This window comes from Streptomyces sp. Sge12 (genome assembly GCF_002080455.1).
Lineage (GTDB): Bacteria > Actinomycetota > Actinomycetes > Streptomycetales > Streptomycetaceae > Streptomyces.
Map to the genome: position 1 here is coordinate 5,548,221 of NZ_CP020555.1, position 12,246 is coordinate 5,560,466.

The 12,246-nt window shown below is 70.9% G+C and carries 8 protein-coding genes; 6 read left to right on the forward strand and 2 right to left on the reverse strand.

The annotated features are described in order from the left end of the window. Positions 1–18: 18 nt before the first annotated feature. Positions 19–1,824 (reverse strand): glycoside hydrolase family 13 protein, encoded by a 1,806-nt coding sequence (locus tag B6R96_RS24870; RefSeq protein WP_081523691.1) that lies wholly within the window; start codon positions 1,822–1,824, stop codon positions 19–21. A gap of 222 nt (positions 1,825–2,046) precedes the next feature. Here B6R96_RS24870 and B6R96_RS24875 point away from each other — a divergent pair, with 222 nt between their 5' ends. From B6R96_RS24875 to B6R96_RS24895, 5 genes are read left to right on the forward strand one after another with little or no spacing between them, the layout of a single operon-like run. Beyond that, entirely contained in the window at positions 2,047–3,321 is a 1,275-nt protein-coding gene (locus B6R96_RS24875; RefSeq protein WP_030389556.1) for an extracellular solute-binding protein, read from the forward strand. 7 nt (positions 3,322–3,328) lie between these two features. Next, positions 3,329–4,378, forward strand: coding sequence for a carbohydrate ABC transporter permease (locus B6R96_RS24880; protein WP_030389555.1), 1,050 nt, complete (start codon positions 3,329–3,331; stop codon positions 4,376–4,378). 2 nt (positions 4,379–4,380) lie between these two features. Further along, the gene (locus B6R96_RS24885) at positions 4,381–5,277 is read left to right on the forward strand and encodes a sugar ABC transporter permease (protein ID WP_384511278.1); all 897 of its coding nucleotides are present in this window, start codon (positions 4,381–4,383) and stop codon (positions 5,275–5,277) included. A 51-nt stretch (positions 5,278–5,328) separates the two neighbouring features. Next, a complete protein-coding gene (locus B6R96_RS24890) occupies positions 5,329–6,918 on the forward strand; it encodes a glycoside hydrolase family 13 protein (protein ID WP_030389554.1) in 1,590 nt (529 codons plus the stop codon). Next, positions 6,903–7,916 (forward strand): LacI family DNA-binding transcriptional regulator, encoded by a 1,014-nt coding sequence (locus B6R96_RS24895; RefSeq protein ID WP_030389553.1) that lies wholly within the window; start codon positions 6,903–6,905, stop codon positions 7,914–7,916. Before B6R96_RS24890 ends, B6R96_RS24895 begins: the two co-directional genes overlap by 16 nt. Positions 7,917–9,467: 1,551 nt before the next feature. Here B6R96_RS24895 and B6R96_RS24910 read toward each other — a convergent pair. Further along, positions 9,468–10,286, reverse strand: coding sequence for a hypothetical protein (locus tag B6R96_RS24910; protein ID WP_081523692.1), 819 nt, complete (start codon positions 10,284–10,286; stop codon positions 9,468–9,470). Between the two features lie 219 nt (positions 10,287–10,505). Here B6R96_RS24910 and B6R96_RS24915 point away from each other — a divergent pair, with 219 nt between their 5' ends. Continuing rightward, the gene (locus tag B6R96_RS24915; RefSeq protein WP_081523693.1) at positions 10,506–12,233 is read left to right on the forward strand and encodes a carbohydrate-binding module family 20 domain-containing protein; all 1,728 of its coding nucleotides are present in this window, start codon (positions 10,506–10,508) and stop codon (positions 12,231–12,233) included. The last annotated feature ends 13 nt before the right edge of the window (positions 12,234–12,246 follow it).

The following is a 12,246-nucleotide window of genomic DNA, read 5'->3' on the forward strand; positions in this document are numbered from 1 at the left end:
ACTGTACCGGTCGGACGTTCACCATGACCACCACGTGCACGAATCCGGGGGAAGCCGGACGGTCCGCCCGTCCGTCTCCACCGGGGCGCTGGACAGTACGGGGCGTCCGGGCGCCGGAAGTTCCACCGGATCGGGGCGGCTGTTGAGGGTGCAGGCGAAGCCGGGCCGGGTGAAGAGGAGCACCCCCTCGGGTGCGGGCTGCCAGCGCATCCCGCACGGGTACGGGCCCCCGTCCGACCCGTCCGACCCGTCCGACCCGTCCGACCCGTCCGCCCCGCCGGGGCCGGCCCCCGGCTGCGCCCCGGCCCCGCTCCCCGTCCCCGCCTCGGGCGCGCCCAGCCCGGGCATCGCCCGGCGCAGTTCCAGCGCGGCCCGGTAGAGCTCCAGGGTGGAGTGCGGGTCGCCGGTCTGGGCGGCGACGCTGAGGCCGCCCCAGCCGGCGGGCTGCGGGAGCCAGCTGCCGGTGGGCCCGAAGCCGTACGGGGGCTCCGCGCCGGACCACGGCAGCGGGACCCGGCAGCCGTCGCGCAGCCCGTCCTGCCCCTCCGGCTCCACCGGGTCCTTCGACTCCACCGACTCCACCGGCTCCGCCGGACCGTCCGTGTCCCACAGCCGGCGGCGCCCGCGGCGGAAGGCGGGGTCCTGGCGGACCCGGTCGGGGAGGTCCGCCACCTCCGGGAGGCCGAGCTCCTCGCCCTGGTAGACGTACGCCGACCCGGGCAGGGCCAGCATCAGCAGCGCGGCCGCCCGGGCGCGGGCCAGGCCGCGGGCCCCGCCGCCGTACCGGGTCACATGGCGCACGACGTCGTGGTTGGACAGCACCCAGGTGGTCGGGGCGCCGACGGCGGTGGTGGCGGCCAGGGACTCGTCGATGACGGTGCGCATCGCGGCGGGGTCCCACGGGCAGTTGAGGAAGCGGAAGTTGAAGGCCTGGTGCAGTTCGTCGGGGCGCACGTACAGGGCGAGCCGCTCGGAGGTCGGTGCCCAGGCCTCGGCGACCCCGATCCGCCCGCTCCCGTAGGAGTCGAGGAGGCGGCGCCAGGAGCGGTGGATCTCGTGCACCCCGTCCTGGTCGAAGAAGGGGAGCGGCTCGGTGCCGATCAGGGTGGCCTGCGCGCCGCGGCCGATGTCCGGCAGGCCGGGGGCCTTGACCATGCCGTGGGCGACGTCGATGCGGAAGCCGTCGATGCCCAGGTCGAGCCAGAAGCGCAGGACGGAGGCGAACTCGGCGGCGACCTCGGGATGGTCCCAGTCGAGGTCCGGCTGCTCGGGGGCGAAGAGGTGCAGGTACCAGTCGCCGTCCGGGACCCGGGTCCAGGCCGGGCCGCCGAAGATCGACTCCCAGTCGTTCGGCGGTTCGGCGCCGCCCGGCCCCCGGCCCGGGCGGAAGTGGTAGCGCTCGCGGGCCCCCGGCTCCCCGGCGAGGGCGGCGCGGAACCACGGGTGCTGCTCGGAGGTGTGGTTCGGCACGACGTCGACGATGACCCGCAGCCCCAGCGCGTGCGCCGCGCGGACCAGCTCGTCGGCGTCGGAGAGGTCCCCGAAGAGGGGGTCGACGGCCCGGTAGTCGGCGACGTCGTAGCCGCCGTCCGCCTGCGGGGAGACGTAGAAGGGGGTGAGCCACACGGCGTCGACGCCGAGGCGGGCGAGGTGGGGGAGGCGGGAGCGGACCCCGCGGAGGTCGCCGATGCCGTCCCCGTCGCTGTCGGCGAAGGAGCGTACGTACACCTGGTAGATGACGGCATCGCGCCACCAGCCGCCACCGCTCGCGGTCGCGTTGCTGGAAGAGCTTGCAAGCTGGACGGCCGTCGAGTCGTGGGTCATATCGGGGTCAACGCGGGTACACGCCCCCTGGTTGCGGGCCCGGGCGGTCGAAGGTGACTCGAACTAACAGCAAGCTGCGGCAACCGTACGGACACACGGATGTAACGATCGCCTCCGCTTGCAGAAAGTTTGCGCAAGGCCTTTCGGTCCTCTTTCAGTCTTGTTACGTTCCTGGCAACTCGGGACCGCGAGGGCGCGGCCGGGATCATCGAAGGAGTTCATATGCGGCGTGGCATAGCGGCCACCGCGCTGGTCGCGACCCTGGCGCTCGCGGCGACGGCTTGCGGTGGGGACGACAAGGACGCAGCCGGCGAGGCCAAGGCAGGCGGCGAGCTTTCCGGCACGGTCACGTGGTGGGACACCTCGAACGACGCCGAGAAGGCCAGCTTCCAGAAGCTCGCCGAGGCGTTCACCGCCAAGCACCCGAAGGTGACCGTCAAGTACGTCAACGTCCCGTACGGCGACGCGCAGAACAAGGTCAAGAACGCCTTCAGCAGCGGCTCCGACGCGCCTGACGTGATCCGCGCCGACGTCGGCTGGGTCGCGGACTTCGCCTCGCTGGGCTACCTCGACGAGGTCCCGGCCGAGACCGCGAAGAAGGTCGACGCCGAGTTCCTGTCGCAGGCCGCGGCCAGCGGCAAGTACGAGGGCAAGACCTACGCCGTCCCGCAGGTCATCGACACCCTCGGCCTCTTCTACAACAAGAAGATGCTCGCCGACGCCGGCGTCCAGCCCCCCAAGACCCTGGAGGAGCTGAAGACCGCCGCAGCGGCCATCAAGGAGAAGACCGGCAAGGCCGGCCTCTACCTCCGCGGTGACGACTCCTACTGGTTCCTCCCCCTCATCTACGGAGAGGGCGGCGACCTGGTCGACGCCAAGAGCAAGACGGTCACCGTCGACAACGAGGCGGGCGTCAAGGCCTTCAAGACCGCTCGTGACCTGGTCACCTCCGGCGCGGCGATCACCAACGCCACCGACGGCTGGAACAACATGCAGACCGCCTTCAAGACCGGCCAGGCGGCCATGATGATCAACGGTCCGTGGGCGGTGGCCGACAGCTATGCCGGCGACCAGTTCAAGGACAAGGCCAACCTCGGCATCGCCGCCGTCCCGGCCGGCTCCGTCAAGGCGGGCGCCCCGCAGGGCGGCCACGACCTCGCCGTCTACGCCGGTTCCAAGAACACCGCCGCCGCGCACGCCTTCGTCGAGTACATGACCTCGCAGGAGGTCCAGGTGCAGTCGGCCAAGGAGCTCAGCCTGCTCCCGACCCGTACCGCCGCCTACGACCAGCCGGACGTCAAGAGCAGCGAGATGGTCCAGTTCTTCAAGCCGGCCGTGGACAAGGCCGTCGAGCGCGCCTGGATCCCGGAGAACGGCTCCCTCTTCGAGCCGCTCAAGGTCGAATACACCAAGGCGATCACCGGGGCGTCGAGCCCGGAGGACGCGGCCAAGGCGGCTGGCGTCGAGTTCCGCAAGATCCTCAAGGGCTGGAAGTAACGAAACCATGGCTGCCGACACCAGCCAGTCGGTGGCGAAGGCCGCGGGCGACGACGTCGAGACCGACGTCGCCGCCCGCGGCCGGAGCCGCAGGACTGACAGCAACCCCACCGAACGTGGCGGGAAGAGCGCGTCCGGACTCCGGCGCGCCCTCGCCACGCACTGGTACGCCTGGGCCATGGTCGCCCCGGTGGTGCTCGTCCTCGGCGTGATCATCGGCTGGCCGCTGGTCCGGGGCATCTACCTGTCCCTGACCGACGCCAACGAGCGCAACGTCTCGCGCACCATCGGCGTCCGGCACATCGAGGCCACGTACGAGTTCGTCGGACTCGACAACTACGTGGCCGTGCTCAGCGACCCGGTGTTCCTGCAGCGACTGGTGTGGACGGTGGTGTGGACCGTCGCGTGCGTGTCCATCACCTTCACGCTCGGCCTGGTCCTGGCCAACATGCTCAACCGGGACTTCCGGGGCCGCGCCGCCTACCGGATGGCGCTCATCCTGCCCTGGGCCGTCCCCGGCTTCGTCTCCGTCTTCGCCTGGCGGTTCCTCTTCAACCGCGACAACGGCATCCTCAACAAGATCCTCGACGGTGGCGGCATCGCCGCGATCCCGTGGCTCGACGACCCGACCTGGGCCAAGTTCTCGGTCGTCGCCGTCAACGTCTGGCTCGGCGTCCCCTTCATGATGGTCGCCCTGCTCGGCGGCCTCCAGTCGATCCCCGGCGAGCTCTACGAAGCCGCCGAGATGGACGGCGCCAGCGCCTGGCAGCGCTTCCGGCACATCACCCTGCCCGGACTGCGCGCCGTGAGCATGACGGTGATCCTGCTCTCCACCATCTGGACCTTCAACATGTTCCCGGTGATCTTCCTGCTCACCCGCGGCGGACCGGGCGACTCCACCGAGATCCTGGTGACCCAGGCCTTCCGCGAGGCGTTCGTGTCGAGCCCCCGCGACTTCGCCGGCTCGGCCACCTGGGGCGTCCTGATCCTCGCCCTGCTCATGATCTTCGCGCTGGTCTACCGGCGCTCGCTGCGCAAGCAGGGAGAGGTGTGGTGACCATGTCCACTGCGAACACCGCCCGCACGACCACCGCCCGCAAGACGACCGCGCGCACGGCGACCGCCCGCACCCGGGGCAGCCGTTCCCCGCTCGCCTCCGTCGCCCTGCACGCCACCCTCGTCGTGGCGTCCGTGATCGCCGTCTTCCCGGTGCTGTGGATCCTGCTGACCTCGCTCAAGCCGGCCAAGCACGCGATCACCACGGACTTCGTCAAGGAACCGACCCTCAGCAACTACCAGTACCTGCTGGAGGACAGCCACTTCTTCAGCTGGTTCGCCAACTCCGTCCTGGTCGCGGGCGTCACCACCGTCCTCGGCGTCTTCATCGCCGCCACCACCGGATACGCGGTCAGCCGCTTCAAGTTCCCCGGCATGCGGCCCCTGATGTGGACCCTGCTCATCACGCAGATGTTCCCGATGGCCATCCTCATCGTGCCGCTCTACAACCTGATGGGCGACCTCGGCCTGCTCAACCAGCCGCTCGGCCTGATCATCACCTACCTCACCATCGCCGTGCCGTTCTGCGCCTGGATGATGAAGGGCTTCTTCGACACCATCCCGGTGGAGATCGACGAATCCGGCCGCGTCGACGGGCTCAACCCCTTCGGCACCTTCTGGCGCCTCATCCTGCCGCTCGCCAAGCCCGGCCTCGCCGTCACCGGCTTCTACGCCTTCATCACCGCCTGGGGCGAGGTCGCGTACGCCTCCGCCTTCATGGTCGGCGAGGAGAACCTCACCCTGGCCGGCGGACTGCAGACCTTCGTCACGCAGTACACCTCCAACTGGGGAGCCATGAGCGCCGCCTCGGTCCTCATCGCGATCCCCGCGGCGATCTTCTTCGTCTTCGCCCAGCGTCACCTCGTCGCCGGGATGACGGCAGGCGCCACCAAGGGCTGACCACCCGAGCCTGTCCCCTCTCACCCCCGGCCCGATCTCTCCAAGGACACCATGACCCAGCACCTCGCCGACGCACTCCCCACCTCCACCGGCACGCAGCCCGGCTGGTGGAGAGAAGCGGTGATCTACCAGGTCTATCCGCGCAGCTTCGCCGACTCCAACGGGGACGGCATGGGGGACCTCGAAGGCATCCGCAGCCGCCTGCCCTACCTCAAGGAGCTGGGCGTCGACGCCGTCTGGCTCAGCCCCTTCTACGCCTCCCCGCAGGCCGACGCCGGCTACGACGTCGCCGACTACCGGGCCATCGACCCGATGTTCGGCACCCTGCACGACGCCGACGCCGTGATCCGCGAAGCCCACGAACTGGGCCTGCGCATCATCGTCGACCTCGTCCCGAACCACTGCTCCGACCAGCACGAATGGTTCAAGCAGGCACTGCGCGAAGGCCCCGGCACCCCGCTGCGCGAGCGCTTCCACTTCCGCCCCGGACAGGGAGCCTCCGGGGAACTGCCGCCCAACGACTGGGAGTCGATCTTCGGCGGCCCGGCCTGGACCCGCGTCGCGGACGGCGAGTGGTACCTGCACCTCTTCGCCCCCGAGCAGCCCGACTTCAACTGGGAACACCCCGCCGTACAGGACGAGTTCCGCTCCATCCTGCGCTTCTGGCTCGACCTCGGCGCCGACGGCTTCCGCATCGACGTCGCGCACGGCCTGGTCAAGGCCCCCGGCCTGCCCGACCTCGGCCGCGACGAGCAGCTCAAGCTCCTCGGCAACCAGGTGCTGCCCTTCTTCGACCAGGACGGCGTCCACGAGATCTACCGCTCCTGGCGCCTGGTCCTCGACGAGTACGCGGGCGACCGCATCGGCGTCGCCGAGGCCTGGACCCCCAGCGCCGACCGCACCGCCCTGTACCTGCGTCCCGACGAGCTGCACCAGGCCTTCAACTTCCACTACCTGAGCACCGGCTGGGACGCGGAAGCACTGCGCGCCACCATCGACGAGTCGCTCGACTCGATGCGGCCCGTCGGAGCGCCGACGACGTGGGTCCTGTCCAACCACGACGTGGTCCGCCACCGCACCCGCTTCGGCAGCCTGGAGCGGGCGCGCGCCGCCGCGCTGCTGATGCTGGCCCTGCCCGGGTCCGCGTACGTCTACCAGGGCGAGGAGCTCGGCCTCCCGGAGGTCGTCGACCTCCCCGACGAGGTGCGCCAGGACCCCTCCTTCTTCAAGGCGAACGGCCAGGACGGACTCCGCGACGGCTGCCGCGTCCCGATTCCGTGGAGCGGCGACCAGGCCCCGTACGGGTTCGGGACCGGCGGCAGCTGGCTGCCGCAGCCCGCCGAATGGGCCGGACTGAGCGTGGAGGCCCAGACCGGCGACCCCGACTCCACCCTGGAGCTCTACCGCTCCGCGCTGCGCGTGCGGCGCGCCCACCCGGCACTGGGCGCGGGCGACGCCGTCGAGTGGCTGCCCGCCCCGGCCGGCGTACTGGCCTTCCGGCGCGGAGACTTCGTCTGCACCGTGAACACCACCGACGAGCCGGTCCGGCTGCCCGCACCGGGCACGCTCCTGCTCGCCAGCGGCGACCTCGCCGACCCCGAGGTCCTTCCCGCGGACACCACGGTGTGGTGGCAGGGGTGACTTCCCCCCTCCGGCTGACGGACATCGCCGCGCAGGCCGAGGTCAGCGAGGCGACCGTCAGCCGCGTGCTCAACGGCAAACCGGGCGTGGCGGCCGGCACCCGGCACAAGGTGCTGGCCGCGCTCGACCTGCTGGGCTACGAGCGGCCCGTCCGGCTCAAACGCCGCAGCAACGGGCTGGTCGGGCTGCTCATCCCGGAGCTCACCAACCCGATCTTCCCGGCGTTCGCGCAGGTGATAGAGCAGGCGCTGGCCGGGCACGGGTACACACCGGTGCTGTGCACGCAGACCCCGGGCGGGGCCACCGAGGACGAACTGGTGGAACAGCTCGAGGAGCGCGGGGTCACCGGGATCGTCTTCCTGTCGGGCCTGCACGCCGACGCCCACGCGGACCCCGCGCGCTACCAGAGACTGGCGGCGCGCGGGGTGCCGTTCGTTCTGATCAACGGCTTCAACGAGCAGGTGAACGCCCCGTTCATCTCCCCGGACGACCGGGCGGCCGCCGACATGGCCGTACGGCACCTCCAGGACCTCGGGCACCGCAGGATCGGGCTCGCGATCGGGCCGACGCGGTACGTGCCGTCGGCCCGCAAGGAGCAGGGCTTCCTCACCGCCCTGCCGTCGGCCGAGGCGGACGGGCTGATCCAGCGCACGCTCTTCACCGTGGAGGGCGGGCACGCCGCGGGCATGTCCCTGCTGGACCGCGGCTGCACGGGCATCGTGTGCGGCAGCGACCCGATGGCACTCGGCGTGATCCGCGCGGCACGCGAGCGCGGGCTGCGGGTGCCGCAGGACGTGTCGGTGGTCGGCTTCGACGACTCCCCGCTGATCGCCTTCACGGACCCCCCGCTGACGACGGTCCGCCAGCCGGTACGCGCGATGGCGACGGCGGCGGTGGGCGCCCTCCTGGAGGCGGTATCGGGCACCCCGGTCCAGCGCACGGAGTACGTCTTCCAGCCGGAACTGGTGGTAAGGGGCTCGACGGCGGAGGCGCCGTAGGGGGCGGGGGCTTCGGGCGGCGGGGTCGGGGTGGGGCGGGGCGGCTTCGGGGGCGGGGGCGTGGTCGGGCGGGGTCGGTTGGTGCGGGGCGGCGTTGGTGAGCGGGAGCCACTCGACCAGTAGTCAGAGATGTGTATGGGGGTTTCCCGTCAGTCTCATCGTCTCTCCGTGTCGGGCCGGTCCCTCAAGGGCGCTCCCTTCGGTCGCGTCGCTTCGCGATTTCGCTGCGCTCAACCCTTGACCGACCGTCCCGCCCCGGACATACGAAGACTGCCGGGAAACCCCCAAAGGAACGGGCCGGTCCCAGCCTTTAGGGACGGGGACGTCAGAGACCCGCGAGCACGCCGGGCGTGGGGAGCCCAGGAGACGGGCCCACCCGAAGCCACCTGGCGGGCCGGGGGGCGCATCCAATCGCTACGCGCTCCTCACCCCTCAGCGTCTCCAGCCCGTCTTGGGTTGGACATAGGCCGCCCAAGACCGTTGGTGCTTCTCACGTCTCAGCGTCCGACGACCGCTTGGAGTTGGGCATAAGCCGCCCACGACCCGCTGGCGCTCCTCGATCACGCGCCTGACGACCGCCTTGGGTTGGGCATAGGCCGCCCACGGTCCGTTGGTGCTCCTCGATCACGTGTCCGGCGACCGTCTTGGGTCGTTGGGAGGGTCTGACGGCCGATCCTTCGGCTATTTCGTCGTAGATCCGGGTCAGCGCCGGATCGAGTCCCCAAACCGGGGAACAGACGGGGGCAATTGGTGCAAACTGTCGGCCTTTTGCGGTATCCATGTGCGCTGACCCGCATCCACGACGGAATAGCCGCTGTCCCACGCTTTTCCACCCCAGACAGCCATCAGCCGCCGCCCATGGGGAGCACCAACCGCCCGCGGGCGGCCTACGCCCAGCCCAAGGCGGTCCTCGGACGCATGTCGAGCCTCGAACCGAGGCCGTGGGCGGCCTGTGCCCAACCCCGGACCGCCGTCGGACGCGTGATCGAGAAGCGCCAACGGGTCATGGGCGGCCTATGTCCAGCCCCAGACGGTCGTCGGACGCTGAGAGATGAGAAGCGCGTAGCGATTGAACGCGCCCACCGACCCGGCAGGCTGCTCGGGATGAGCCCGTCTCTCGGGCGCCCCACGCCCGGCCCGCTCGGGCATCTCCGACCACCCCGTCCCTAAAGGCTGGGCCCGGCCCGTTCCTTTGGGGGTTTCCCGGCAGTCTTCGTATGTCCGGGGCGGGACGGTCGGTCAAGGGTGGCCGAAGGCCATCGCGAAGCGACGCGACGACGAAGGAGGAGCGCCCTTGAGGGACCGGCCCGACACGGAGAGACGATGAGACTGACGGGAAACCCCCATACGCGTCCCTGACTACCGGCCCAGCAGGTCCCGCCCCCTGAAGCCCCGCCCCCTGAAGCCCCGCCCCCTGAAGCCCCGCCCCCTGAAGCCCCGCCCCCTGAAGCCCCGCCCCCTGAAGCCCCGCCCCCGCATCCGGCCCCGCCCGACCACAACCCCGCTCACCAACGCCGCCCCGCCCCAACCGCCCCCCCTCACCCCGCCCCCTCACCCCCGCCTGAGGGTCCGCCTCGTGCCGTCCGGGGACTGGAAGTCGAGGGTCGGGGTGTCCACCGTGCCGCCCGTGACGTGGAGTATGAGGTTTCGGGTGCCGGGGAGGCAGGTACTGCTCTCGTCCCGGAACAGCAGGACCCGGACCGACGTCGTCATCTGCGGGTGGTCCAGGACCCAGGAGGCCCTTTCCGAGCACCCTCCGAGCTCGAGGGTGTACTGCCCCCCGTCGTTCGGCTCGCCGGCGCCGGCGCCGGTGCCGGTCAGGGTGAGGGTGAGGTCGTGCCGATCGGCGGTCCAGGTCCCCGAGAAGTCGACGTCCTCCATCCCCCCGCCCATGAACAGCGAGGCCGCCAGTGCGACGGCGGCCAGGGCCGTGGCGGCCTTGCCGGTGCCGTCGCCGGGTGCGGCACCCGGGTCGGGGTCGCTATCCGGTGCGTGCCGGGACGCGCGCGGCAGGCTCGCGACGACGCCGGCGGGGATCGCGAGCAGCGCAGCGGCGCATCCGATGATCCAGCCCCCCGTCCCCGACTCCATCAGCATCACCAGGACCGCCAGCGACGCCGTCATCGATGCCGCCGCCCACCAGGCCGCACCGAAGTGCTGGCGTATCGCGGCGACCACGAGGGCCGCGAAGGATCCGCACCCGGCGACGAGCAGTACGCCCATCGCGGGCATGCTGCCGGAGTGGTCGGGTCTCAAGGTGGTGGGTTCGGCGAGTGCGAATCCCACCAGCAGCCCCACCGCCTCGATGCCGAGCGCCCATCGCAGTGCGATGTCCCGCCACTCCTGCGGGCCTTGCGATGTCCTGCTCATGCATCCCCCCGGTTTGAACAAGTTCAATTGACGAGGGTGCAGGCTACCCGACCGCCCGGGTCCGGGTGGACCGGGTCGGCGGCCGCGCTCCGGTCGCCCAAGTCCCGTAGGACACACGGAAGAAACAATTCTGCAATTTCTTGCGCAAGCTATTGCAGGGCTGTTGGTGGGCCCTTACGGTCGCGTGCAATCCCCCACCTCTCCGCCAGGAGGCCCCACATGCCCCGCACTGCAAGGAATGGCAGAACCCTGCAGACAGCCCGCGCCGCCGCCGCGGGTGTACTCGCCGCGGCCGCGCTCACCGCCGCCGGGCCGCAGGCCGTCGCCGCGCCGCCCGGTGAGAAGGACGTCACCGCCGTCCTGTTCGAGTGGCGCTTCGACTCCGTCGCCAGGGCCTGCACCGAATCCCTCGGACCCGCCGGGTACGGGTACGTGCAGGTCTCGCCTCCCCAGGAGCACGTCCAGGGCGGCCAGTGGTGGACCTCGTACCAGCCCGTCAGCTACAGGATCGCCGGGCGGCTCGGGGACCGGGCCGCCTTCAAGGCCATGGTCGACACCTGTCACGCCGCGGGCGTCAAGGTCGTCGCCGACTCCGTCATCAACCACATGGCCGGACCGGCCGATGCCGGCGCCACCTTCACGGGCACCGGCGGGACTTCGTACACGAAGTACACCTATCCGGGCCTGTATTCGGGCGCCGACATGGACGACTGCCGGGCCTCGATCTCGAACTACCAGGACCGGGGCAACGTCCAGAACTGCGAGCTCGTGCAGCTCGCCGACCTGGACACCGGTGAGGACTACGTGCGCGGGCGCATCGCCGGGTACCTCAACGACCTCCTCTCGCTCGGCGTGGACGGCTTGCGGATCGACGCCGCCAAGCACATGCCCGCCGCCGACCTCGCCAACATCAAGTCCCGGCTGACCAAGCCGGGCGTGTACTGGAAGCAGGAGGCGATATACGGCGCGGGCGAGGCCGTCTCGCCGAGCGAATACCTGGGGAACGGGGACGTGCAGGAGTTCCGGTACGCCCGGGACCTCAAGCGGGTCTTCCAGAACGAGAACCTCGCCCACCTGAAGAACTTCGGCGAGGCCTGGGGCTACATGGCGAGCGGGCAGGCCGGCGTCTTCGTCGACAACCACGACACCGAGCGCGGCGGTGACACCCTCAGCTACAAGGACGGTTCCGCCTACACGCTGGCCAGCGTCTTCGCGCTGGCGTGGCCCTACGGTTCGCCCGACGTGCACTCCGGCTACGAGTGGAGCGACAAGGACGCCGGCCCGCCCAACGGGGGCACGGTGAACGCCTGTTACTCCGACGGCTGGAAGTGCCAGCACGCCTGGCGCGAGATCTCCTCCATGGTCGCCTTCCGGAACGTGGCCCACGGTCAGGGCGTCACGAACTGGTGGGACAACGGCGGGGACCAGATCGCCTTCGGGCGCGGCACCAAGGCCTACGTGGCGATCAACCACGAGGGTTCCGCCCTCACCCGGACCTTCCAGACCTCCCTCCCCGGCGGCGACTACTGCGACGTGCAGAGCGGGCGGCCCGTCACGGTCGGTTCGGGCGGGCAGTTCACCGCCACGCTCGCCGCGGGGACGGCCCTGGCCCTGCACACCGGGGCCCGCACCTGCTCCGGTACCCCGGCCGGGCCCGCGGGGGCCGCCTTCGGCGTCAACGCCACCACCGTGCCCGGGCAGAACATCTACGTCACCGGTGACCGCGCCGAGCTCGGCGGCTGGAACACGGCCGGCGCCCTGAAGCTCGACCCGGCGGCCTACCCCGTCTGGAAGCTCGACGTGACCCTTCCGGCCGGCACCGCGTTCTCGTACAAGTACATCCGCAAGGACGCCGCCGGGAACGTCACCTGGGAGAGCGGAGCCAACCGCACCGCCACCGTGCCCGCGAGCGGCAAGGTCACGCTGACCGACACCTGGCGCAGCTGAGCCGCCGCCCCAC